This is a genomic window from Catenovulum sp. 2E275, assembly GCF_025515275.1.
GTDB lineage: Bacteria > Pseudomonadota > Gammaproteobacteria > Enterobacterales > Alteromonadaceae > Catenovulum.
On the sequence record NZ_JAOPFU010000001.1, the window covers coordinates 1 to 24,961 of the forward strand.

Below are 24,961 nucleotides of genomic sequence, written 5' to 3' on the forward strand. Positions count from 1 at the left end.
TGCGTACGTAATAGCTGGCTATTACTAGCGAATTCAACGTAGTTATCGGGGAAAATAACCACTAGAAAGCAATTTGTTATCCAGAGTTGAGGTTAACTATCCCAACCTTTTTTCACTCGTGAATAACGGTATCGCCATACACATAAAGCAAATACGATAAAAGCGATATTAATAGCGATTGAATTAGGCACCAATGCATCGGGGTAATGTACCGCAAAGTGCGTCACTGATAGTCCAACCAACAACACAGCTAATATATTAAGCAAAGTTAAGTGGGTTTTAACCAAAGCTTTTTGCATTAAAGAGCCGATTAAAATAGCCACTAACACCAACCAAAACACGGGTTTAGTTGGTATCGCCAAGGTAAGCTCTAATAAAGCAGCACAAATAAACGCAATGGGTGTGCCCCATACAAAGCCCATCCACAATTGATTAAGCGCATCTTGCTTCTGCCTTTTTGCCAGCCATAAATTAATCCCAGTGACCGAGATAATGGTGAGTGCAAAACCCATTAAGCCAAAAAAGATTTTCATCGCTTCAGGGCCAAAATGACCAAAGTGGATACGATACACAGAAAAAATAGCCTGCTGCCCTGCTTCACCGTCTGAATAACCGACTTTATCTATATATTGGCCGTACGAGTCAAAACGGTACTGTTCTGAATATATCAGCTTGTCGAGATGCTGCGATCCAAGCAAGATGTATTGATTATCTTTGGTGGCATTTTCAAGAGTGATAAAAATAGGCTGAGTGTTTGGCTCCATCGCTCTAATTTCAGTGATAGCACGCGCCATATTCGCCACTTTTGGTTGGTTTTCAACTTGAATAGACGAACCATAAATATCAGCAAATAAATCCAGCTTTTTACCCTCGTAAAGCGTATCAGCATAAATAGAGGTTAAAAACGAGGCTAAACCAAAATACACCCCGGTTAACGCTATCATTAAATGAAATGGCAAACCCCATACACTCATTCTATTGTGTAAATCGCCTTGTGTAAGTTGCTCGTTATTACCTGTTCTTAGGCGAAAAGCATCTTTAAAAATCCGTCTATGAGCCACAATGCCTGAAATAATTAATGCACTTAAAATTGCGCCGAGCGTGCTTACCAGCATCATGCCAAGATCTTCGGGTAAGTGCAGCGCGGTATGCAAATCAACAATTAAATCGGTAATTGGCGTGGTTGATGGCTCGCTTAACTCACCGGTGGGCGATATATTCCACGCTTCACCGTCGGCACTAATCCTTGCACGGGGTAAATCTTGTGTAGGTAAGCGCAGCACAATATTGCCCTCTGTACTACCGCCTTTCATCTCTAAAAAGCGTTCATAAGCGGTTTGAATGCTGCTGGGGGTGTAATTTAAATCATCAGCAATATGCGGCTGTTCCCAGCGCAATAACTCTTGAGAAAATACAGACAAAGTACCTGAAAAACACACCCAGTACATCAGCACACTAACCGCAAGGCCTATCCAAGCATGGCTTTTTAAAGCACTTTTATTGGTATTTGGAGAAATAGAAAAACTCATACTACACACTATAAATAAACAAATAGCTCAACCCACTGAGCCCACTTAATACACAAACAGGGCGCCACAATTTGCTGTCAGCACACAACCAATACGCCGCAGCCCCCCATAAAATAGGCATAGTATAAATACCTAAAGCAATTTGATTTACTTTGCTCATGCTCAATGTGGTCGTCCACACAACTGTCACGAGCATAGCGCAAACGGCACTTAAACCAACACACGCAGCCGCTTTTATTAACGCATTCACACAAACGGCAAAACGAGGTTGAGTTAGGCCACCAACAAAAGGCAAGCTCACGCGTTTTATGTCTTTATCAATACGCTGGCGCGCAAAATAAATCCAACTCCATGCTTGTAAAGAAAAAGCCACCACCGCATAACAAGTGCCAAGTTCTGGGCCATATTGCTCAACCCATAACATTAAAGCGCCAAACATCAGTGCCAGCGCACCGAGTTTGGCTATACGTTTAAAAACGATTTGATTGCTTTGCCATGCATGGTAAAACAACCCAATCGCCAATGCGCTGCCAATAAAAGCAGCGATAGACAACAACATAATTTTCCTACTAGAAACTTAATATTAGAAGCTAAATGATGCCGATAACTTCATTGTGCGCGGTTCACTTAATACCAAGTAGTTAGAACCCGGATAGCCACCCACAGAGGCCCAATAATTGTTATCAAACACATTATCAATACGAGCACGTACCGTAATATCTGTCATACCAACCAAGAAGATATAACGCGCACCTAAATCAAAACGGTTTGATGCATCCACTTCTAACGAGTTATCTGCACTGGCATATTGTTCTGAGGTATAAGCCGCACGCGCATCAAGCGTTAAACCCGGTAGCGCATTAACGTCCCACTCAAGATTGACGTTAGCTTGTAATTCCGGCACCCCAATCGCAGTTTTACCATCAAGCAGACCGTCTTGTGTTTTTTTCATTTCAGCGTCAATCCAAGTAAAACCACCGATAACACGAAGATTTTCGGCTGGCATACCAAATACGCTGACTTCAAGCCCTTGGTTTTCTTGTTCGCCATCTGTGCTAAATACATTATTATTAATCACAGATGTTTGTTTTGAGGTATTAAATACACTTAACGAGCCGCCGTACTGACCAGCATCATATTTTAAACCAATTTCAATTTGCTCTGCGCGATACGGGTCAAACACTTCACCGGCGTTTTCAACCGCTTCACCGCCGCTGGTTGTCGGCGCAACTTCACCCGGTAATAAGCCTTCAATGTAATTTGCGTAATACGAAAGTTGCTCTGACGATTTTAAAACGACACCAACAACCGGAGTAAATTGTGACTCGTCATAACCCGAAAGTTCATCACCCGTGTTGTAATTATAAGTATTGGTTTTAATGTTCTGGAAACGACCACCTAAAGTAACTAACAATTTCCCGTCGTTAAATGACAACATATCAGCCAATGCAAAGCTTGAAAGTTCAGTTTTTTCAGTGACCAGAGGGTTATTTAAGTCGCCGCCAATAAAAGCATCCGCAACAGGCATTTCGGCTGTTGCTGGATTATCAAGTGTGCCAGCATCAAAACCTGCAAAGCTCGAAAACGCATACGCATTTTCTGCTTCAAGCGAGAATACAGACGCAGATGATATTAATGTATGCCCGACTGAGCCAGTATTAAATTCAATATTAATCCCGACTTCGCCCGACTGAACATCTTCATTACGCACGTTATCAAAACGGTAAGCAGTAAGATCACCGTTATCTTGTGCTGTTGGGTTAGCAAAACGGTTTTCTTCTTCGCCGTTTCTAAAACCATAAGCTGCCCATGCAGTGATGTTGTCGGTAAAATCGTATTCACCGCGTACGGCACCAAATAGCTGGCGCTCATTTGTATATGTCCAATCTTGAGCAAAATTAGTATCGCTATCTGGCGCGTCAAGAATAACACTTGATGGCGTTACAGCAGGACGAGGCGCATCAACTTGATGATCTTGAAAACCTAAATCAAGCGACACTCGAAATTTTTCGCCTTTATGATCAAGACCAATAGAGGCAACACTTAAATCTCGCTCCTGATTATCAACAGATGTTTCACCATTACGTTTAACTAAATTAGCACGTATACCTGTGCTGTTATCTTCGTCACCAAAACGGCGACTAACATCCGCAGCGCCATAAATATGACCTTTTGCTTCATACCCTAAAGTAATACGGTTAAGTGGCTCATCGCCTGCACGTTTAGGCACAATATTGACCGAACCACCTAAACCACTGCCGCCAGGTGCCGCACCGTTTAAAAAAGCACTCGCCCCACGAAATACTTCAACCCGCTCTAGCAACTCAGCCGCTACATATTGGCGCGGTAAAATGCCGTATAAACCGTTGTATGTCATATCGTCTGAATAAACAGGAAAACCACGCATAACATAAAGCTCTTGGAAATTACCAAACCCTTTAGCAACACGCACAACTGGGTCGTTTTGCAGCACATCGGCAACACTTTTTGCTTGCTGTTCACGAATTAACTCAGCCGTATAGTTGGTGCTGTTAAAAGGTGAATCCATCATATCCAAGTTACCTAAGATACCTGCGCGGCCACCACGGGAGACTTGACCACCGGCAAAACTATCACGCAGATTAACCTGTGATGCATTAATGCTAATACGCTCAATATCATCATTTTCATCTGGCTTGTTTTGCTCTGATTGCGCATAAACCGGAATACTTGTACAAACTAAACCAGCTATCACAGCTAAAGCACTTTTACGTAAATTCATCGAGGCTCCAAACTAAAAAAGAAATCATTTATCACTATATATATGATAAACGTTTTCATTTTCACCCTCAATTACATTGTTACATTAAACCCTCTGCTTCAACTTTAAGTAAAGCAGAGTGAATCTTGGCGAGATTTTAGTTAACCGCTTTACGAATTAAATGCTCAGGCAGCGTATCAGTCTGATTAAAATCTGATTTACGCCAGATTATTTTGCCTTGCTCAATTAATAATAAAACCGGTAACTGCTCTATTTTAAAATGGGAAAATAGTTGATTATTGTTATCTACTCTCATTGGAATAGTTGAATCAAATTTTTGTTGATATTCGATAATATCTTTCTGCTCTGTCCATAAATTAGACATCAGCCCGGTGATTTTAAGATTCGAATACTGTTTAGCAAGTTTATTGATAAACTGCTGACCTGCAATACAGCGCTGACTTTGCTCAGGACGGCTATCCGCTAAATACCAGTCACACCATGTTGCACTAAAGTACAGTAGCTGTGGCTGATTTTGCTTAATCCAGTCTGGCAACTGAGTGGGTTGAGCCGTAAGATGAGTTTCGGTTTGTGAACCCGATTGCTTTAACCCTGCTAATTTTTGTTCCAATTGTTGATCAACCGTATGTCCGCGATGAATCACTTTTTCATTTTTATCAATTAATACATGCATAGGTGTGCCGGATAAACCAAACAAACTGGCTAGCTGACCTGAGTGATCTTTAATAATTGGCATTTGCATATTATATTTTTGCTGCATCGCCAAAATAGCTTCGTCCGTTTCATTTAAATTAATATTCACCGCGATAAAAGCAATTTGTTCACCCAGTTTGGTATACGCTTTTTGAAAATGAGGCATTTGCTCGTTACATGGCTGACACCAAGTCGCATAAAACTTAAGGTAAACGGGCTTAACCCCAATAAAATCAGCTAATACGATTGTATTACCCTGCTGACTTGTAAATTTATGTTGCAAAATAGCCTCATCAGCCGCCCATGCAGGTATACAAACCGACAGCCAAATTAATGTGCTCGCTTTTGCCAATAATCGAATGATTTTAAACATTATGTATTCCTTAAATAATCGTTTTTAAACCGCATTATTTTCTAAAATAATGAGTTGAAATATTAGTTAACCTCAACTCTGGATAAGAAGTTAGTTATATTGCCCAACCTGATAACTGCCAACCTCCGCACCAAAGGCAGCAACAAAGCGATTCCAGCTATTGATAGTACAAATCGCCAATGTAATATCAACAATTTGTTTATCACTAAAATACAACTGCATCTGCGCTCTAAGCTGGTCTACCTGTGGGCCATGTTCTAACTGAGTTAACGCTTCTGTCCATGCTAATACTGCTTGTTCTTGTGGGGTAAAAAATTCAGTTTGCCGCCATGCACTAAGAGTATATAACCTCTGTTCAGTTTCGCCTTGTGCACGGCTATCTTTACTGTGCATATCTAAACAATAGGCACACTGATTTATTTGTGACGCACGCATTTTAATTAGTTCAATTAATGTTATATCTAAATTGGCTTGTTTTACCTGATTTTTAAGGTGAATTTCGATTTGCATTAATAGTTTGACCGCTTCAGAATTGGCTTGTAAATAATTTAATTTGACCGGCATAATGTTAGCTCCTAACTGTTAAGATTATGCCAAGCTTAATCAATCCCAACAGACTTGAATTGTAAATTTTCGACATGAGCCAAATGACAAATCAGACACAACTGGCACATTTGGGATTTTCCCGTTATCAGCCAAGTGCTGCATTAGCACCTTGGGTAGACTGGTTTTGGCAAATTGAACGCATCGACAGTCACTACAATCAAGTTGAATATATGCATCCGGAAGGTGGCAGTGGGATTATTTTTAATTTTGCCGATCCACTATTATTTAATTCATCTCGTCATCATTATGGTGGGATAATTAATGGCCCAGCCAGCAAAACAACTCAATTTCAAATTACCGGAACGGTGAATGCTTTGGGTATTAGGTTTAAACCCGGCGCTTTACCTGCGTTAATTAATATGCCGGCTTCTGAGCTAACTAACTTTAGCCTTTCGTTAACTGAGCCAAAAGTAGCGCCTGAGCTAAATAATTGGGCTGAACAGTTATCAAACCTAACGAACACACTCACTAAAATACAATGGCTGGAGCAAAAGTTATTGCCTTTGTTTGTTAGCCATAGTCAAAAATTGGCTAAATTAACACCTGCAATCCAACTCATTTGCCAGCAAAATGATAATGATGGATTAGCGCCTAACCTATTAGCCGAAAAAATTAATTTAAGTCAGCGCCAGTTTGAACGCTTATGTTTAGAACAACTTGGCATGTCAGCCAAAAAATTTTCTGGCGTTCGCCGGACCATAGCGGCCAGAAAATGTTTAAGAGAATCGAACCCAGCAACAAGCCTAACAGAATTAGCTATGATGCTTGGTTTTTATGATCAAGCACATTTTATTCATCAGTTTAAACAAGTGATTGGCATCACACCGGGGCAATTCAGAGATAAAATTAATAAACAATAACCCGCTTTTAATTGGTTTACGCTTTGCTCCGATTAATTGAAATTACGAGTATCAGAGCCATCACAGACGGTTCAATTCAAAGCATATCATTGTGGGAATGTAGACACCTTTCAAAATGATACAACAAAGAATTGGGCTGTCTGTGAGGCTCCTGAAAACGGGTATCGACTAAACTATTACTCTGCTGGTCGATAACGGCTTAACCAATGTGCGTAAGGCGCAGGTAATACCCAAGCAGGATCAGTTACATCAAGCTGTTTAGCTGCATGATAACTCCAGTTTGGATTGGCTAAATGAGCACGCCCGATCATCACTACATCAAGCTGTTGGTTTTGAACTGTAGTGTTTGCTAATTCAGGTGTATCAACACCCCATGCAGTCGCCACCGGAATATCCACCTGTGATCGAATTTTTTCAGCTACCGGTGCTAAAAATGCAGGCCCCCAAGGAATATTGGCGTCTGGCGTATTAAAGCCAATGCTCACACTAATAAAATCAGCACCGGATTCTTTAAACCATTTACATACCTGAATCGACTCATTCAACATAGTTTCATCATCGCCGTCGTATTCAATTACACCAAAACGAATGGTTAATGGTAAATGTTCCGGCCAAACTTCACGTACCGCTTGTAATGTTTCTAATAAAAACCGGCTACGACCAGCTAAATCACCGCCGTATTCATCTGTTCTTTTATTAGCATGTGGAGAATAAAAACTCTGAGCCAAATAACCATGGGCAAAATGCAGCTCTAACCATTCAAATCCTGCAGCTAAAGCTCGCTTAGTGGCCGCGACAAAATCTGCTTTGACACGCTCAATATCCGTTTTTTCCATAGCGGTTGGCACTCTGGGTAAATGCTCACCGAAAGCAACAGCAGATGGCGCAATAGGTTGCCAGCCAGTAGGATCATTTTCCGCAATATGATCATCCCCTTCCCAAGGTTTATTCGCACTCGCTTTACGACCGGCATGCGCAATTTGAATACCCGCTACTGCACCACCCGCTTTAATTGATTTTGCAATATTGGCTAAACCCTCTACCTGTCCATCTTCCCATAAACCCAAACAAGCCGGGCTGATTCGCCCTTCCGGCGAAACACCGGTTGCTTCAACAATAACTAAACCTGCACCACCGCGGGCTAAATTAGCATAATGTGCCTGATGCCAATCATTGGTATAACCGTCAACCGCACTATATTGACACATAGGTGGCACCGCAATGCGGTTACGTAAAGTTACGTCTTTTAAAGTAAATGGCGTAAATAACTCACTCATAATATTCCTCAGATCTCGCCTATTATTTCAATAATTTAACTAAAGCTTTGCCGACAGCCTGTGCAGACTGAGGGTTTTGCCCTGTTACAATTCTTTGATCGATTACAACTTTGCTTTGCCAAGGTTGCGCAGCTTCAAATTGTGCCCCTCGATTTTTTAACTCAGTTTCAAGTAGATAAGGTACAACTTTATCTAATTTAATTTGTTTTTCTTCTTCGTTGGTAAAACCTGTTATTTTTTTACCATCAATTAGATACTGACCATTATTTAACTGTATATTTAGCAAAGCTGCTGGACCATGACATAGCGCAGCCACAATTCCATTATTCAGATAAATATCACGTGAAATGTTATTGATATTCGGATCCTGAGTGAAATCCCACATTGTTCCATGTCCTCCACTATACAATACCGCATTATAATCCTTACCATTCACTTGGCTGAGCTTAAGAGTGGTATAAACTTTAGCCATCAAAGCTTTATCTTCTAGAAATGTCTGAGTATCTTTTTCATTTTGATTAATACTTCTAGGATCGATAGGCGCAGGCCCACCTTTAATACTCGCAATATCGACCTCTATTCCTGATTTAGTCAATTCATAATATGGATGAGTTAGCTCTGTTAACCAAAACCCAGTTTGTTCTTCCGTATCTCCCATTTGAGCGTGACTGGTTAATACAATTAAAACTTTTGGTGCGGCACAAACAGCTGTAGTAAATATGCTAAAAAGCATAAAGGTAAGTGTTTTGAAGTATTTCATAGATTGCTCCCACAATTAACGTTGACTTTAATATAGGGACAAGATTAACTTAACAAAAATGAATAATTTTTATTTGTAAGTTCCAAAAAATGAATATCGAGAATAAAGATTTTAATTTGCTATATTTATTGTCGTTTCTAACAAAAGGTGAGAACGATTATACTGATATAAGAATTAATTACCTGTCAAAATAAGGCTTACAGAGGGATCAAAACCACTCACGAAAAAAAATTATAATGATATGAGAATTTAAGCCACTCATCCTCATCAAAATCATTTAAGAGCAGTAATATATACTCAACGGTATTCTGCTGAGTATATTTGAAAGTTTATTCTAAATTATCAACTGAAAACCAAAGCCGATTATCTTCTAGTGGGGTCTCATCTGAAAGTAGTGGGTTTTGGACTTTTAAGACGACTCTGTCTTTGATTTTACTTTTAGAAAGTCCCGATTGAATTAAAGGATGTTGATAAAAAAATTGATCAAATTCACCTGACTCTATGGCTTTATATAAACCAGTTTCAATTGCTTTATATAATTTTGTATTGTTTTTATTCACAAAAAAATATGCAGGTAATGGGTAAACAATCATTAACTTAGCTTCAACTTGTAAAGGTAAACCAGGATGCGCATCCATTTCGGCCCAAGGTGAATAAACGCTACGTGGTAGATAATCAAACCGTCCACCTTCTAACATATAAAACAAATTTTCGTACTTGGTTGTACCAACTACGTTTAAACCGGCCTGCTTTAAAATTTCCGCATCGACCCAACTGGAAACCTGGCCAGCTTTAAGCTGGGCGAGTTGATGTAAAGAACTGATTCGGTCAAATTTAGCTTGTTCACCTTGACGAATCAAAAATATTCGATGACCAAGTAAACCTTTAAATAATGGCACTCGGATGGGTAAAAATTTATCTTCGTATTCTTTAGATGTACCAACCCAAGCAATATCAATATTGTCTTGCTCCAAGTCATTTAATAGTTTTGTTTGAGTTAAATACTCTGGTTCAGCTTTAAATTCATACTGGGTATCACTGTAAGATAAAGCAAGTTTAAGTAAACTTAACTGATACTCTTCTTTAGCAGAGTTGATTGTATTATGCCTGATAGTTTCAGCGTGCAGGACAAAAGCAGGTAAGCTCAATAAACAGCAAGCAACAACAAAATGTTTGATAGATTTCACTTAACCAACCTCATGATTATTTTTTAATAAAAGATAGTTAGCCCTTTGCCTCAGAGCCTAAATGAGACAAAGGGGTTAGGGTTTATACTTAGTTAAATGTCCAGTTGGTTTTAGGACCCACTTCAGTAGTCGATAGCTTATATAATTGAGTTAAATCAGCTCCGATACCGGACTGAGCACCAGTGCCACTAATAAGAGCTTGACTATTCACGCTAATAGCAGCTTCATCTAAACCACCTGATGTTGTTGAGAAATCAACCGAACCACCATCTGTTAATGCATTTACAAAAAAGTGATTGTTAGCAATAACTGAATTTGAATTGATTACACAGCCTGCACTATCAAAATCAGCCGAAACAGTCGCTTCAGATTTAGCACCATTATCGTTGGTCATTTCTGCTGCAATTAAATTATTAGTCGTATCTAACCAAGGGGATAAGTCTTTACATTGACCATCTTTATCATCGAATGCAATTGCTTGAGCCGTATTAAAAATAGTATTGTTATTCATCACTACTTTTAATTCAGATTCGGTATAATTAGCTATAAAGGTTTTATTTCCTGAGTTATCAAGGTAATCAGCATGGATAAAAAGTGCTCCTCTGTCACCTCCAGTGTAAGCATCATTTTCAACATAGTTGTTGCTAATCATGTGGCCTAAATTACTAAAACCAATACCACCTGATTTTTGTCCTGAAATAATAATGTTACTTTCAACTGTATTAAACGCACCATCTTCTAATGAAATCATGCCGATTGAATTTAAAATTGTATTCCCTTTGATAGTATTATTTGAGCCTTGTACTTTAATTAAACGCTCTTTTACCTCAATATCATCAAATAAGTTGTACTGAATTAAATGTTTACCATCACCAGTTGAATCATCCCCAGTTGAGCGCCCTAATTGAATAACATAAGACCCACTATGTGCACTACTGCTAGGTTTTATATTGGTAAAATGATTATACTGAACAATATTGCTTTCATTTTTGCCAATATCTGGATCAATATAAATAGAAATAGCACCACTTTTATCATTATCGGTATCACTACCAGAGAATAAATTACGTTCGATAATGCTGTTAGTGCCTTTTAATTCAATCCAGTTAAAACCTGTTGTACCTGTATGGTCTTTAAAGGTTGAGTTTTTTACAACAACATTATCACCATTCATCAGCAACATCGCATCGGTTGAACTTGATGAGTCACATTCAGTATCACCAGAACCGGCACCAACTAAAAAAGCATCATTATTTTCAAAAACTAGACCATCAATCACAAGGTTATTGGCTTTTAATGCAATACAAGTAGCACCCGATATAACTGCACTGCTGTCTTTAGTACGGGTTAATTTAACCCCATTCACCGCCACAACAACTTCATCACTAATGTCTGCATAACTTCCACCACTTGCGCTGGCTAATGCAACAACATCATTTTCAGCAATTTTAGTCATAGCATCCAATAATTCTGCACCATTTTTAACTACGTATGAATACACAACATCATTCGCTGTTTCAGTTAATGCTTTTGTGCCATTTTGATAATTCACTGTAACAGAGATAGTTTTTTCTAAATCAGAATTTTGCACTATATAGTTTGAACTGGTTGCGCCACTAATTTCAGTATCATCAGCAAACCACTGGTAAGTGGCTGTTGTATCGGCAACACTTAATGTTGCAGTTAAAGAGTCACCTAAAATAATATCTGTAGATTTGCTCAGCGTTAAACTATAAGAAGCAGGGTCAATAATTGGATTCGTTTTTACTGATATAGGCATTTCAACAAGCCCTAACGCATCTGTGTATTCTGCTTGTACAGAAATCTGCTGTCCTATATCTGTTACTAAAGTTGTATAAGTTTCCGTGGTTGCTCCCGCAATTTCCACATCATTTGAAAACCATTTATAACTGATTTCACTCTCAACCCCATCAGCATCATCTACTTGGGCACTTAAAACAGTGCCAAATGCAATTACGCCATCATCAGGGATCCCAGTAATAGAAACCACACCATCGCTAATCATTTCAGGAACTGCTTGTGTGGTTTTAATTAATATACTTTCGTTATTACCACTATCATCTTTATATTCAGCTTTAACAGAAATATACGCACCAACATCATTAGCAGATAACTGGTAAGTATTTCCTGATAAGCCATTAATCACCTCTGAATCCTGCATCCAAGTGTAACTTACAGATCCACTTATCCCATCGGCATCTGCTACATTTACAGATAATTCATTGCCAACAGCAACTTCCCCAGTTAATTGAATTGTGCCTTTAGCATTTGCCGGTTCAAAATCGTCATATACGCCATTACATCCAGAAAGTAATAAAGTGGCAATTGATATAGAAATTAATTTTTTATTCATCTTGATACCCTATGTGTTTAATTAAGACCAGTATAAAACCAACCAATGACTTACAATAAGTATCATTTTGTAAAACAAAAAAGTCAACAATTATTTAATACAAAGAAAACAAAAATCCAATCAACCCCGAGTTTAAGAGCTTTAATTGTATTTTTATTAAGCTAATTAATAGTTAAACCTGCTTTAAAAACAAAATAAACATGCAAAATCAAGTTTAACAAACAAGATAAAAACAAAAAATGTAAAACAAATTTAAATTTTAATGTATTAATAATTAACTTTATTGTGTAACATTAATTATTATTTGTTTTACAAGTAAGTCACTAAAGAGGTCTAAATGAAAAATAAAGTGCTATTCCCACCTATCATGATTGCAATACTCAGTGCGTGTGCCACAACTTCATCTGAAGATATTCAGAGCAGCTCGACTGTACCAGCAACTCAATTTGATTTAAGCCAGTGGAAGATTACACTTCCAATAGATGATAATAAGGACGGCAAAATAGATGAGGTAGATGTAAAAGATCTTCAAAAGTTCTCACATCCTGATTTTTTCTATTTGAATTCAGGTGGCGGTATGGTGTTTGCAGCGCCCAATAAAGCCATTACAACAGCTAATTCATCAAATACTCGCAGTGAATTAAGACAAATGCCTAGAGGCACTAATACCAAAATAAAAACAAACTATCCGTTAAATAATTTTGCAATCGCAGCACACCCACTTGCGAATCGTTTTGCCTCTGTCGGTGGTAAAATGCAAGCCACACTCAAAGTTGATCATGTTGCCAAAAGAGCAAAATATCCAAACAAGCCACCTGCCTTTTCTGTTGTAATTGGTCAAATTCATGCAGGTAAAGACCAAAATCTAATAGAAAAAAATTTAGGTTTTGGCTGGGGTAATGAACCAATCAAAGTTTATTATAAAAAATGGCCTGATCATCAGACTGGTTCAGTATTTTGGACTTATGAGCGAAACTTAGCAAAAGATGATCCTAACCGCACAGATATTGCTTATCCGGTATGGGGAAATACTTGGGACTTACCTGACGATCCAAAACAACAAGGGATCGCATTAGGTGAAGCGTTTAGCTATGAAATTAATGTATATGAAAATATTATGCATTTAACATTTTCAGCTAAAGGCAAGCCAACAGTAAAGTATGAAATTGATTTATCAAATAATATTGATGCTTATGGTAACGTCGACGAATTAGATAATCCATACGGTTATACTGGCGACTGGCATTATTTTAAAGCCGGAGCTTATAATCAATGTAGCTCAAAAGATGCACCAGGCGGTTGGTATACAGCCTGCCTAGGCACAGGCGATTGGGAGACAGACAAACAAAATGGGGATTATACTCAAGTTACTTTTAACCAATTAACACTTAGCCAAGCAACTAAACCAGAATAACCCCAGCTTTATCATGGCTGTATTTATAAATACTCTATTTTTCTGTGGCATGATTTGCTACAGAAAAATAGTAACTAAAGTAACCTAGCCGGCTTATTCCCCTAAAAGCATAGTTATTTTTCTACAAGATATAAAATTTAACTCAATTAATGTGGTATACAGCCAAAGAAAACCAAACACAATAAATAAGGGGCTAAATAAGAGAAAGGTTTAGGCTAATAATCAGATCTGAATATTAATGTTAAAATAAGTCTTATGTAATAGATTAAATCCGAGGCTAGCTGATATTCCAACTAAAAAACGACTATCATCCAAAGTTATAGTTATTCAATAAAAAAAGCTCGTCCCTGAGCTTACACGACACTACTCTTTACAAAAGTCTAAAATCATCATTGAGCATAATAAAATTGGCACTGCTCAACTTCTTCAGCCGCACCTAAAATAACAGGAACTCTTTGATGAAGCTCAGCTAACTCAATATCCAAAATACCTTGCTCACCGGTTGATGCCTTGCCTCCGGCATTTTCGATTAATAATGCCATCGGATAAGCTTCATATAACAATCTAAGTTTAGCGGGCTTATTGGGATCTCTTTTATCCTGAGGGTATAAAAATATACCGCCACGTGTTAACACTCGGTGAACATCACCAACCATGGCACCATTCCAACGCATATTGTAACGCTTTTTTCTGATCCCAACTTCACCTTTCAAAAGATCATTAATGTAGTATTGAATAGGTTCAAACCAAAACCGAGAATTAGCCATATTAATTGAAAACTCAGCCGTTGTATTAGGCACATTCACTAATTCAGAAGCAGCAATAAATTCCCCAGTGGTTTTATCAAGCGTAAAACTGTGGGTACATTTACCAACCGTAAGCATTAATACTGTTGCAGAACCATATAGTACATACCCTGCCGCTAGTTGGCGGCGACCAGATAAGTAAAATTGTTGAGGATCACCGGGGTTTAATGCGGAATTAGCAGGTAATATGGTAAAAATAGTGCCAATTTGCCCGTTGATATCAATGTTAGTTGAACCATCTAAAGGATCAAATGCAACATTAAAATGACCAGTTTGATTTGCCGCCACAACGCTTTCTTCTTCTTCAGAAGCAATAGAACAAACAAAGCGATTAGAGGTTAGGTAATTTTTTAATATATCATTGGCGATAATATCTAATTTTTTTTGGGTCTCTCCTTGAACATTCTGTACTTCTGTAACGCCGAGCACACCGCTCAAAGCCCCTTGCCCAACCCTAAATGAAATATCCTTACAAGCAGCAATTAAACTGAACAATACCGATTGAAGTTCAGCATTAATCTGCTCATCTTCCAAAATATTAATCAAACGCTTCATGCTGGTTTCTCTGTTCGGTTAAGACAATTCAGATCTTTAAATGTAGTAGCTAAACGATCAGCCATACTTTCTTCAGCTTTGCGTAACCAGACTCTAGGATCATAATATTTTTTATTTGGCTTATCCTCACCGTCAGGGTTACCAATCTGACCCTGTAAATATCCTTCATTTTCAAGGTAATATTGTTTTATACCGTCCCATGTTGCCCATTGAGTATCTGTATCAATATTCATTTTAATCACACCGTATGATATGGCATCCTGAATATCTTGTAATGCAGAGCCAGATCCACCATGAAAGACAAAATCTAAACTATTAGCATCCAAATCAAACTTTTCACTAACGTATGCTTGAGAATTTTTTAAGATCTGCGGAGTCAGTTTTACATTACCCGGTTTGTAAACACCATGCACATTACCAAACGAAGCGGCAATGATGAAATTAGGACTAACTTCACTTAATTTTTCAAAAGCATAAGCCACATCTTCAGGTTGAGTATACAAAGAAGCACTATCAATACCGGTATTATCAACACCATCTTCTTCACCGCCAGTACAACCTAACTCAATTTCAAGTGTCATTTCCATTTTACTCATTCGAGCTAAATAAGACTGGCAGATTTCAATATTTTCTTGTAAAGATTCTTCAGATAAATCAATCATATGTGAGCTAAATAGAGGTTTGCCATGCTGTTTATAAAAAGCTTCACCTGCATCTAATAAACCATCTATCCAAGGCAATAAATTTTTAGCGGCATGATCCGTGTGTAAAATAACAGGCACACCATAAGCTTTAGCTGCATAATGCACATAATGAGCACCAGCCACAGCACCAGCTACAGAGGCTTCAATACCTTGTAAACCAGAGCCTTTACCGATAAAAAAGCCTGCTCCGCCATTTGAAAACTGAATGATCACAGGAGAATTTGCTTTTTTTGCAGCTTCCAAAGTTGCATTGACCGAGTTAGTACCCACAACGTTGACCGCGGGGTAAGCAAATTGATTACGTTTGGCATAAGTAAAAAGCGCAGAAACTTGCTCACCTGTCATTACACCACCGCCAGCTATCATGTTTAAAATAGCTTGGTCTGTATAGTTCACTTTTTTAAAATTCATTTTTAGACTCCAGTTACCAGTTGTGTCTCTGCCTGAACACTTGCTTGCTGACAAATATTAACAAAGTGTTCAGGATCTAAACTTGCACCACCAACCAATAATCCATCAATATCAGGCTGGCTTAATAATTCTTTGGCATTGGTTTTATTCACGCTGCCACCGTACAATAAACGAATTTTTTCTGCGGTATCAGCCCCATAAAGAGCAATTAATTCCTGACGAATAAATTGATGAACTTCTTGCGCAATTTCCGGAGATGCCGCTTTACCTGTACCAATAGCCCAAACAGGTTCATAAGCAATACAAAGTGATTTATTTTTTAAGTCTAAACCTTCTAACCCTTCCGCCAATTGGCGAGTTAATACATCTCTTGTAATTTGATTTTCCCGCTCTTCACTATTTTCACCAATACATAGCACTGGAGTTAAGCCGGTGTTTAACGCACGCTGAACTTTAATTTGACAGCTTGCATTGTTCTCTCGAAACATAGAACGGCGTTCAGAATGGCCAATTAAACAATATTTACACCCTGCTTCTTTTAGCATCTGGGCAGATGTTTCACCGGTAAAAGCACCAGATTCAAATTTACTCACATTCTGACTACCTATTCTAATTTCAGAATGTTGTAAAAAATTCAGCATATCCCGAATATATATATACGGAGGGCAAACCACGATCTCAGCTTCGTAATGTTTACGAATAAAAGAAACCACCGAACTACATAACAAATCTATGCCGCCATTTAGTTTCCAGTTGGCAATAATGATTGGGCGTCTTATATGCATTTTTTAATACCTATAAATATCTATTAAGGGAGACATCCGTGTCATGTCGAGAAGACGACTAAATTTGGCTAGCCTGTTCACAAGCTTGGGTTATTTGTTGCCATTGCTCGGCATCAATCCAAGCTTTATTAGCTAACCAAGTGCCACCAGCAGCAGCTACATTAGGTAAATTAATAAACTCAGCTAAATTCTCAGGGTTGACACCTCCGGTTGGGCAAAACTTCACATCCTGAAAAACGCTTGAAACTGCCTTTAAAAATGCAACACCACCACATAAAGATGCAGGGAAAAGTTTCATTTCTCTAAAACCAAATTCGTGAGCTAACGCAATATCAGCCGTGTTAGATACACCCGGAACAACCGGCACACTGCACTGGCTTAACGCGGTTAATAATTTAGGGGTTATTGCTGGTGTAATAATAAAGTCCGCGCCCGCTTCAATGGCTTTATTTAAAGTATCTTCATTTAAAATTGTGCCTGCACCAACTTGTAACTTAGGAAAAGCTTGTTTAATTGCGCTTAAAGCAGTTAATGAGCCAGCGGTTCGTAAAACGACTTCAACAACGTTAATACCACCTTGCACCATTGCCTGAGCAGTTTTAACTCCCTGCTCTTCATTATCAACCTGAATAATAGGCAGCACTTTTTGATTGCCCATTAACTCGGAAAAAGTTTTCATTATTAATACCTTTTAAACCGTGTGTTAAATTTAAAACCATTTAACTCAGAACGAGTTAAGTGTTATTAAAACCATCTTCATTTAAATAAATTCAGATGGTTTCTAACGAGCTTTCAACTCAGAAAATACCCATTATCTTTGAACAAGCCCGTTTGAAACCGCTTGATTAAACCGAACTTAAATTAATCTCAGGCTATCGCTAAATTAAATGCGTGTTTTGGCACAATCGCGCCTTTATGTTGAATCACAATAGCAGCAGCTTTAGCCGCCAATAACACAGAATCTGTTATTCCTTGGCCAGATAATCTTGCACCCAAATAAACGCCATTAAATGAATCACCAGCCGAGGTCGTATCTACAACATGCTCAACTGCCTGTATATCAATTTGAATGGCCTGCTGGTTATTAACGCAATACACCCCATGCTCACCATTTTTAATAATCAATTCATCGACATTAAAAGGCTTACAAAACTCAGCAACTTGTGTAGCTGTTGTTATGCCATATAAGGTTTTAAAATCATCGACTCCAGGTAATAGCAAATTGGAATATGCAAACGCTTTTTCAAAATGAGATTTCGCTTCTTCTTTGTTATTCCAAAGTTGATGACGATAATTTGGATCAAAGGCTATTTTTACCCCTGCGCCTTTTAATTTATCTAGTAGCTCCCAAAACAGTGCTCGATCTTGTGGTTGGATCACAGCCAAAGAAATACCAGAAAAAAAGAACCAGTCGCTTGTACTCAGCTCAGCCAATGCGATTGCATCTATCCATTTCATCACTTGACGAACAGCAGCATCACTTCGCCAATAATTAAATGATCGTTCACCTTGCTGATCTAACTGAATCCAATATAAGCCCGCCAGTTTAATAGGATCCTGATAAACCAAGTCGCTTCCTAATGCCTCTTGCTTAAATAGTTGGATCATCTCGTCACTTAGTTTGTCCTGACCAACAGCGGTAAGTAACCTGACATCCACTTGCTCAAATGCTCTTTTTAAATAAACAGCAGCATTAAAAAAATCTCCGGCAAATGCTTGATTCAAACTATTGCTCTGATTAGAGGACAACTCAATCATGCATTCGCCAAATAAATAAATTTTACTCACGGTTTAGCTTTTCCTTCTCACTGGTTTTATCTTACCGCCAACCACTAAAACGGCTAGCAACATAAGAGGAACCAAAGACGCACCTAAAATAAAGAAAGGTAAATAATGTGTCCCGTCTTGAGTAATAATTGGAACAATTTGAATAGCCGTAATAACACTCACCACGCCAACAGCCCCACTAATACCCGCTAAAGAGGCAACACTCTTGCCAGAAAAATAATCACTAGGTAAAGTTTGAATATTATTTATCGCAGTTTGAAAACCAAATAGAATAATCGCAATTAATCCCATTGCCACCATAGGATGACTAGCAACAGATGTAGCTAATAACGCAGGCAACATGCAAATCCCACCTAGTGCAACAACAGATTTGCGAGCTTTGTTAACACTCCAGCCACGCTGTATTAAACGTCCTGATAGCCATCCGCCAAAAATAGCCCCGATCGCCGCGCCTACATAAGGGATCCAAGCAGATGCACCAATCTCTTTTACATCAAACCCAAATTTATCGTTTAAATACAAAGGTAACCAAGCAACAAATAACCACCAAATAGGTTCAATAAAAAAACGTCCTAAAATCACACTCCAACTTTGGCGATGTGATAGCAACTCTTTTAAAGTAGGGACATATTCATCTACTTTTAATTCATCAATTTTGTCATCTAATTCAACTGCTTTTTGACCAGTCAGAATATATTGACGCTCTTCTTCTGTAATCCAAGGGTGAGCATCAGGACCACATTTATACACAATTAACCAAGGAATTAACCAAACAAAACCTAAACTTGCAACAATAATGAATGTCGCTTGCCACCCAAAAAAAGCATATAAAGCAGCAACTAACGGCGGAGCTATAATACTCCCCATAGATGCGCCAGCCCCAAAAATGCCTTGTGCTAATGCTCGTTCACGAATAGGAAACCATTCGGCATTGGCTTTAGTGGCTCCCGGCCAGTTACCCGCTTCACCAAAGCCCAAAAGAATTCTAAATAAGCTAAATGAGGCAACTGAGGTTGCAACGGCATGTAGCGCAATAGAGATAGACCAAACAACAATAGATAATAAAAAGCCGATACGTGTTCCAACCGCATCAAATATTTTACCAAACACAGCTTGGCCAACAGCATAAGCAATTAAAAATACGCTCATAATATTGGCGTAATCATGGCTATCCATTCCTAGGTCTGCCGCTACACTAGGCCACATTACAGAAAGCGCTGTTCGGTCAATGTAATTAATAATGGTCGCAAACGAGACTAAGCTAACCACAAGCCATCTTAAATGTTTCATCTTAAATGTTGTATTTTTCACATTAAGCTCCTAAAAAATATTGCTGTACAGCGCTAAATGATTCAGATAAAACACCCGCACTACGACACATCCCCACCTGTTTTATATCAGGCGGAATACAAAGGTTTAGTTGACTATTTGAGCGAATCTCAAATGCTTCATCATCTAATACAAAAACGTTATTTTGACTCATTAGATTCTCACTTCTTAATTAATTTTAAACAATTCGGCACTGTGATTAAGCATGTATTGTTTTCCATTTATTTCAAATGGTTGAGGCTTAGTTAACTGATTTTGATAAGCAATCACAAACTCACTCATATCCTCTCGCTTAACATAAATCAGATTTATATTGTTCTGCTGCTCATAACGAATAGACTGAATGCTACTTTTGCTGTTCAAGGTAAATTCTTTCGACGGATTATATTCGCCATGGGCTTCTAAAATGCTGACAAACTGATGAGCTGATTGCCCATTCACTCTGAATATAAAAGCCTTATCTTCGCGTAAATTAAAGTTCGGATCATTAGCCCCTGTTTGAGTAAATAAAAATTCAAGATTTTTATGATTAACCGTTGAAAGCGTATAAAAACGACCATTTTGATTTAACCAAGTTAATTGACTAATTGGTTGATTTAACTCAGGTTGACCTTTTGCCGTTAACCAAAGGTGCTGATAACCATTGTTATCACCTAATGGTTTTAATTGCTCAGTATTAGGTTTGTATTTAAAATTTGACTCGATGAAGTCACCGTCATAATGATATGCCAAATCAAACTGGTGTTGCTTAAGAGATGTGACTTTAAACAGATCGACTACCCAATCAATATTTTCATCAGCTACCGTAACCAATGCGATTGTTCTGGCTAACTTAATACCCGAATAAGCGGTATCAATCGAAGCTGAAACCAGTTTTACATTTTCTGTATTAGCAAATAAATTAACTTTAGGATGATGCTGATTTCCAACTTTAGTATTTCCGTTAAAATGACTGGATTGATCAACAACTAGAGTATTATGAGCAATAGTTTGTTGAGCATATGAATCATTTTCAGGTAAATAACGACCACCGAATTTTGCCACTACATTTAAAAAGCGAGCGGCGCCATAATCAGTTAAGATTTCAGCCCCTTTATCATAAAAAGACAAACCTAACTTATCAAAATGGCCATGACCTAACCCTTGAGATGTTGCTTTAATTGTTGCTACACTTGCGGTGTTACGACTATCACTACGTAATACCACAAATGCACCTTCTGTTCCGTCTGCACCATCACCAAAAGCCTGAGTAACAAATTGATAATCAGTTTGTAGTTCTTTATCTAAAGCTGAGGCTACTTTTAAGCCATCTCCCGTTAAAATAACCTTATCTTGTTGTTTGGCAATATCTAATAAACCTGTATCACCACTAATCCCATACGCAATGGCGATCCCGTGCACAAGCTCAATGGTATCAATGCCTTTAGATTTAATCGCATCATTAATCGGAAAAAATAACCCGTTATAGCTAAGCTGTGCAGTTGTATTGATCGCTTTTAATAAAATTTGATCACGATACTCAAAAATCTGTCGTTCAGGCTGATTATTTTGAATGGCTTTTGCAAAGGTCACAAAAGGCATTAATGCATAACGTTGATAATAAGGGCCTTCGTTATAATATCCATTCGGAGAAAATAACTCGTCCAACTGGCGCATAAACCCGCCAGTGCCCGATTTATCTAAACCATAAAGTGCTTTTTCTACCCAGTCTGGTTTATTTAAAACATAACCTGTCATCCCAACTGCGCAAGTTGCCCAAGTCCCGTGGTTATGAATTTTATCAAAGGTTTGTGGCGACTGTTCTGATAAAAAAAGAGCGACAGGTTCAAGCACACCTTGTTCAATAATTTGCCTATCATCTACAGATAAAAACTCATATACATAATCGTATGCTTGAATCGTATGAACTAACCAGACGGCTTCATTTAAACCTTGCCAAAAAAGTTTACCCGGATTATTACTTTTAACCTCAGGATGCAAATCTAACTTGGGATATAATTTGGCATATTCAAATAAAATATTTTTCACAAACTCAGCATATTTAGCCTGTTGTGTAATCTGAAATAATATTCCTGCTTCATACATCAAGCGATAATTATTTTTATGTACCTCATGGGTATAACCACCACCAGCATCCTTAGGAAAGGGAACATTTATTGGTTGCTCTAATGCTTTGTCAACAGTTGCTTGACGATTCAAAAAAGCAGTTTGAAAACGACCAGGGTGATTAATCGCATTTCGCATTGAAACAATATCAGCAAAGCTATTAACTAAATTAGGATGCTGTTGTAGCTGCTGACGTTCAATTACATTTTGGAGTTGCGCATAAGCTGGAGCTACATAAGCTAAGTTAGCCGATGAAAACGCTAAGCTTAATAATAAAAATTGATTTAGTTTACATGTTTTCATTGCGCACCATTATTTAAATACATTTTGATGGAATATAGCTGTTGGTTTTTGGTCAAATATTAACTCAACCACTTCAGGTCTAGCTGTATTACTAAAAACGTTATGACGGATCAAAGTTTTGGGATCGCCTACGGTATGCTCTACTTTCACTAGAGCACTGTGTTTAAATTGGTTATATTCCATCAACGTATGTTGTACACCATGCAAATGTACCGCAGATTTCAATTTATTTCTTTTACCTAAACCAACTTGTGATAAGGTATTGTTTTTCATTTCTAAATGCGGGCCAAATGTACTTTCATCAGTACCACCTCGATATAAATCAAGCAATGCACCTTGTACTTGAGCAAACTGATTATTGTTGATTACAACATACTCAGCGTTATAAATGCCTTGATCATCAGTTTCTTGATTTAAACGCAATAAATCTCCGCTAATATCTCTAAATTGACTATTTTCAATTGAAATTAAGTCAGCAAAACTGCGAGCACCGGCATCAAAAAAATGGAATGAGTGATTAACATTTAAATCAGTTACCTTGCTGTTACTCATAACAAACTGATAGTTTTTATACATTCCCCACTTCTGTGTTCTAATCAAGACATTACCACTAGAATCAGGGCTTAAACGTCCACTTAAGTGCACACCATCTAGCTTTAACGAACCTGAATTTTGTATTTCAAATAAACTACTACGCTCAGGTAAAATTAAGACCTGTGCATTCGGCGCAGCTTTAAAGCTAATGGTTTTATTCACCGCTAAAATTTTATGCGCAATATACTCCCCAGCGGCTAGTTCAATAATATCGCCTGAATTTGCATGTGCTAAAGCCTCAGCTAACACACCGTCACCCGGAGCAATACTGATCACCTTACCCGTGTCAAATTCAATGGCTAGATCAGCTTTGCTATACCAAGCAGGACCGGTATCCGTTTTAGTTAATATCTTACTCAAGTTAGCACCAACTTGAGTATTGGCTAGAGTAAGCAATCCATTAGTATCTTGCTGTAAATCTAAATTAGTATAACTTAGTGCTTTTTGGCTAAAATCTGCCTTAAAGTTGGCTAAGTTATTGGAGAATTCAATGCCGCTAATATCATCCAAAATAGTAAATGGAGATGCCTTATTTTGATTATAAATCAAGTTATTTTTAAAACTTGAATTCTTAGGGGTAGATGTTCTTTCACTATCAGAACCTGCCCCCAGGTAAATATTATCGACATTAATGAGGGTATTATTTTCAATCACCGCATTAACAACTTGATGATAACGATTAATCGGAGAGTCAGGTACCCCATTCATCACGGTAAAACCACTACCAAAACGATATCCCGTTAGCCCTGACAAATAGTTATTGCGAATAACCTGATCCCGGTTAATTACCCGAATACCGCCAGTATGCTCAACACCATTCCCCAAAAACACATTATTCTCAATAACATTACCATTGCCATGACGTAACGTTAATGTGCCACGTGATTGATAAAATACATTATGGCTAATTTGATTTTTACCTGATTTAACTGAAATAATTTCAACTTCACCGTCGCATCTATCAAAATAATTGTGCTCAACCCGAGTAAGTGAATCTGTTAATGAATAATGACTGGTTCCAATGCGCAAAGTTTCACCACCGTTAGAACCAAATGTAGGGCGCGGACCAAAATAATTATGATCAATCAAATGGTGGTTATGCTGGCTTGCCTCAGTGTTGAGCCGAACAGCTATGGTCACACCTTTATTTCTTTTACCCCGTAAAAAGGAGTGGTCAAAACGATTATGTTTACCATAAAGTGCAACCCAATAATCAGATTCAAACCTATCTGGGTTACTATATTCATCAATCACAACCTCGCTAACTCGGCTATGATTTGCCAGTTCTTGATCATTATATTTAAAGGCAATAACCGCACTGCTGGGTGTATAACCATTTTTAAAAATTAAGCCTGAAACTACCAAATACTCTCCGGCCAAACGCAAGTTAGATTGTCCACTTAGAATCACTTTACCTTTGGTTTGAGCTGTTAAAGTAATCGGCTTATCCTTAGTACCCTTGCCTTTAAATACAATTTCAAAATCATGCCATACACCATCTGCTAAAATTATCGTATCACCTGGCAATAATTTTTTAGCAACCGCTTGATATTCAACCTGATTAACCACTTTATATTCAGCTGAAAAACCAACACTACTTATCAAACATAATAAACTACTTAGCAGTAGTTGACGCATTTTCATATTAACCCCTCATCATTTTAAGCTTAAAAAAGGAGCGCACTTAAAAGTAGGTATTAGTGCGCTCCAAGAGACTCGTTGGCAATGCCTAATGGCGGAGCATTG

20 protein-coding genes are annotated in these 24,961 nt (G+C 38.0%); 2 read left to right on the forward strand and 18 right to left on the reverse strand.

Going from position 1 to position 24,961, the window contains the following annotated elements:
• Window positions 1–92: 92 nt before the first annotated feature.
• From N7931_RS00005 to N7931_RS00025, 5 genes are all read right to left on the reverse strand, one after another.
• Window positions 93–1,529, reverse strand: coding sequence for a PepSY-associated TM helix domain-containing protein (locus N7931_RS00005; protein WP_262791186.1), 1,437 nt, complete (start codon window positions 1,527–1,529; stop codon window positions 93–95).
• A 1-nt stretch (window position 1,530) separates the two neighbouring features.
• Complete coding sequence (locus N7931_RS00010) at window positions 1,531–2,088, reverse strand: hypothetical protein (RefSeq protein WP_262791187.1); 558 nt, start codon at window positions 2,086–2,088, stop codon at window positions 1,531–1,533.
• A 24-nt stretch (window positions 2,089–2,112) separates the two neighbouring features.
• Window positions 2,113–4,290, reverse strand: coding sequence for a TonB-dependent receptor (locus tag N7931_RS00015; RefSeq protein WP_262791188.1), 2,178 nt, complete (start codon window positions 4,288–4,290; stop codon window positions 2,113–2,115).
• Window positions 4,291–4,426: 136 nt separating this feature from the next.
• Entirely contained in the window at window positions 4,427–5,356 is a 930-nt protein-coding gene (locus N7931_RS00020) for a TlpA family protein disulfide reductase (RefSeq protein WP_262791189.1), read from the reverse strand.
• A gap of 90 nt (window positions 5,357–5,446) precedes the next feature.
• On the reverse strand, window positions 5,447–5,920 hold the full coding sequence (locus tag N7931_RS00025; RefSeq protein WP_262791190.1) for a carboxymuconolactone decarboxylase family protein: 474 nt from the start codon (window positions 5,918–5,920) through the stop codon (window positions 5,447–5,449).
• 83 nt (window positions 5,921–6,003) lie between these two features.
• Between N7931_RS00025 and N7931_RS00030 the strand changes: the two genes are divergently transcribed.
• The gene (locus N7931_RS00030; RefSeq protein ID WP_262791191.1) at window positions 6,004–6,822 is read left to right on the forward strand and encodes a helix-turn-helix domain-containing protein; all 819 of its coding nucleotides are present in this window, start codon (window positions 6,004–6,006) and stop codon (window positions 6,820–6,822) included.
• A 176-nt stretch (window positions 6,823–6,998) separates the two neighbouring features.
• On the opposite strand, the gene N7931_RS00035 is transcribed toward N7931_RS00030, so the two are convergent.
• From N7931_RS00035 to N7931_RS00050, 4 genes are all read right to left on the reverse strand, one after another.
• Window positions 6,999–8,099, reverse strand: coding sequence for an NADH:flavin oxidoreductase/NADH oxidase (locus N7931_RS00035; protein WP_262791192.1), 1,101 nt, complete (start codon window positions 8,097–8,099; stop codon window positions 6,999–7,001).
• A gap of 22 nt (window positions 8,100–8,121) precedes the next feature.
• Entirely contained in the window at window positions 8,122–8,859 is a 738-nt protein-coding gene (locus tag N7931_RS00040; protein ID WP_262791193.1) for a type 1 glutamine amidotransferase domain-containing protein, read from the reverse strand.
• Between the two features lie 329 nt (window positions 8,860–9,188).
• Window positions 9,189–10,046, reverse strand: coding sequence for a transporter substrate-binding domain-containing protein (locus N7931_RS00045; protein ID WP_262791194.1), 858 nt, complete (start codon window positions 10,044–10,046; stop codon window positions 9,189–9,191).
• 88 nt (window positions 10,047–10,134) lie between these two features.
• On the reverse strand, window positions 10,135–12,420 hold the full coding sequence (locus tag N7931_RS00050; RefSeq protein WP_262791195.1) for a chondroitinase-B domain-containing protein: 2,286 nt from the start codon (window positions 12,418–12,420) through the stop codon (window positions 10,135–10,137).
• 337 nt (window positions 12,421–12,757) lie between these two features.
• Between N7931_RS00050 and N7931_RS00055 the strand changes: the two genes are divergently transcribed.
• Window positions 12,758–13,834, forward strand: coding sequence for a polysaccharide lyase family 7 protein (locus tag N7931_RS00055; RefSeq protein WP_262791196.1), 1,077 nt, complete (start codon window positions 12,758–12,760; stop codon window positions 13,832–13,834).
• 389 nt (window positions 13,835–14,223) lie between these two features.
• Here the strand turns inward: N7931_RS00055 and N7931_RS00060 are convergent, their stop codons facing one another.
• From N7931_RS00060 to N7931_RS00100, 9 genes are all read right to left on the reverse strand, one after another.
• Window positions 14,224–15,195, reverse strand: a complete 972-nt coding sequence (locus N7931_RS00060) for a class 1 fructose-bisphosphatase (protein WP_262791197.1) — start codon at window positions 15,193–15,195, stop codon at window positions 14,224–14,226.
• Window positions 15,192–16,310, reverse strand: a complete 1,119-nt coding sequence (gene fbaA / locus N7931_RS00065) for a class II fructose-bisphosphate aldolase (RefSeq protein ID WP_262791198.1) — start codon at window positions 16,308–16,310, stop codon at window positions 15,192–15,194. The genes N7931_RS00060 and fbaA overlap by 4 nt, the downstream gene beginning before the upstream one ends.
• 2 nt (window positions 16,311–16,312) lie before the next feature.
• A complete protein-coding gene (gene tpiA / locus N7931_RS00070) occupies window positions 16,313–17,095 on the reverse strand; it encodes a triose-phosphate isomerase (protein WP_262791199.1) in 783 nt (260 codons plus the stop codon).
• 58 nt (window positions 17,096–17,153) lie between these two features.
• Window positions 17,154–17,774, reverse strand: a complete 621-nt coding sequence (gene eda / locus N7931_RS00075; protein ID WP_262791200.1) for a bifunctional 4-hydroxy-2-oxoglutarate aldolase/2-dehydro-3-deoxy-phosphogluconate aldolase — start codon at window positions 17,772–17,774, stop codon at window positions 17,154–17,156.
• A 188-nt stretch (window positions 17,775–17,962) separates the two neighbouring features.
• Window positions 17,963–18,883, reverse strand: a complete 921-nt coding sequence (locus N7931_RS00080; protein ID WP_262791201.1) for a sugar kinase — start codon at window positions 18,881–18,883, stop codon at window positions 17,963–17,965.
• A 3-nt stretch (window positions 18,884–18,886) separates the two neighbouring features.
• Window positions 18,887–20,173 carry an MFS transporter gene (locus N7931_RS00085; RefSeq protein WP_262791374.1) on the reverse strand — a complete coding sequence of 429 codons (1,287 nt, stop codon included), beginning with the start codon at window positions 20,171–20,173 and terminating at the stop codon, window positions 18,887–18,889.
• Between the two features lie 22 nt (window positions 20,174–20,195).
• On the reverse strand, window positions 20,196–20,366 hold the full coding sequence (locus N7931_RS00090; protein ID WP_262791202.1) for a hypothetical protein: 171 nt from the start codon (window positions 20,364–20,366) through the stop codon (window positions 20,196–20,198).
• Between the two features lie 14 nt (window positions 20,367–20,380).
• The gene (locus N7931_RS00095) at window positions 20,381–22,621 is read right to left on the reverse strand and encodes a heparinase II/III family protein (protein ID WP_262791203.1); all 2,241 of its coding nucleotides are present in this window, start codon (window positions 22,619–22,621) and stop codon (window positions 20,381–20,383) included.
• Window positions 22,622–22,630: 9 nt separating this feature from the next.
• A complete protein-coding gene (locus tag N7931_RS00100; RefSeq protein ID WP_262791204.1) occupies window positions 22,631–24,859 on the reverse strand; it encodes a polysaccharide lyase 6 family protein in 2,229 nt (742 codons plus the stop codon).
• Window positions 24,860–24,961: the final 102 nt, after the last annotated feature.

What these genes read in the sequence shown, in the direction of transcription:
- N7931_RS00030 (WP_262791191.1), top strand. Translation starts at nt 6,004, where the DNA reads ATGACAAATCAGACACAACTGGCACATTTGGGATTTTCCCGTTATCAG.
- N7931_RS00060 (WP_262791197.1), bottom strand. Translation starts at nt 15,195, where the DNA reads ATGAAGCGTTTGATTAATATTTTGGAAGATGAGCAGATTAATGCTGAA.
- N7931_RS00055 (WP_262791196.1), top strand. Translation starts at nt 12,758, where the DNA reads ATGAAAAATAAAGTGCTATTCCCACCTATCATGATTGCAATACTCAGT.
- N7931_RS00100 (WP_262791204.1), bottom strand. Translation starts at nt 24,859, where the DNA reads ATGAAAATGCGTCAACTACTGCTAAGTAGTTTATTATGTTTGATAAGT.
- tpiA (WP_262791199.1), bottom strand. Translation starts at nt 17,095, where the DNA reads ATGCATATAAGACGCCCAATCATTATTGCCAACTGGAAACTAAATGGC.
- fbaA (WP_262791198.1), bottom strand. Translation starts at nt 16,310, where the DNA reads ATGAATTTTAAAAAAGTGAACTATACAGACCAAGCTATTTTAAACATG.
- N7931_RS00085 (WP_262791374.1), bottom strand. Translation starts at nt 20,173, where the DNA reads ATGAAACATTTAAGATGGCTTGTGGTTAGCTTAGTCTCGTTTGCGACC.
- N7931_RS00005 (WP_262791186.1), bottom strand. Translation starts at nt 1,529, where the DNA reads ATGAGTTTTTCTATTTCTCCAAATACCAATAAAAGTGCTTTAAAAAGC.
- eda (WP_262791200.1), bottom strand. Translation starts at nt 17,774, where the DNA reads ATGAAAACTTTTTCCGAGTTAATGGGCAATCAAAAAGTGCTGCCTATT.
- N7931_RS00025 (WP_262791190.1), bottom strand. Translation starts at nt 5,920, where the DNA reads ATGCCGGTCAAATTAAATTATTTACAAGCCAATTCTGAAGCGGTCAAA.
- N7931_RS00015 (WP_262791188.1), bottom strand. Translation starts at nt 4,290, where the DNA reads ATGAATTTACGTAAAAGTGCTTTAGCTGTGATAGCTGGTTTAGTTTGT.
- N7931_RS00095 (WP_262791203.1), bottom strand. Translation starts at nt 22,621, where the DNA reads ATGAAAACATGTAAACTAAATCAATTTTTATTATTAAGCTTAGCGTTT.
- N7931_RS00040 (WP_262791193.1), bottom strand. Translation starts at nt 8,859, where the DNA reads ATGAAATACTTCAAAACACTTACCTTTATGCTTTTTAGCATATTTACT.
- N7931_RS00035 (WP_262791192.1), bottom strand. Translation starts at nt 8,099, where the DNA reads ATGAGTGAGTTATTTACGCCATTTACTTTAAAAGACGTAACTTTACGT.
- N7931_RS00020 (WP_262791189.1), bottom strand. Translation starts at nt 5,356, where the DNA reads ATGTTTAAAATCATTCGATTATTGGCAAAAGCGAGCACATTAATTTGG.
- N7931_RS00010 (WP_262791187.1), bottom strand. Translation starts at nt 2,088, where the DNA reads ATGTTGTTGTCTATCGCTGCTTTTATTGGCAGCGCATTGGCGATTGGG.
- N7931_RS00050 (WP_262791195.1), bottom strand. Translation starts at nt 12,420, where the DNA reads ATGAATAAAAAATTAATTTCTATATCAATTGCCACTTTATTACTTTCT.
- N7931_RS00090 (WP_262791202.1), bottom strand. Translation starts at nt 20,366, where the DNA reads ATGAGTCAAAATAACGTTTTTGTATTAGATGATGAAGCATTTGAGATT.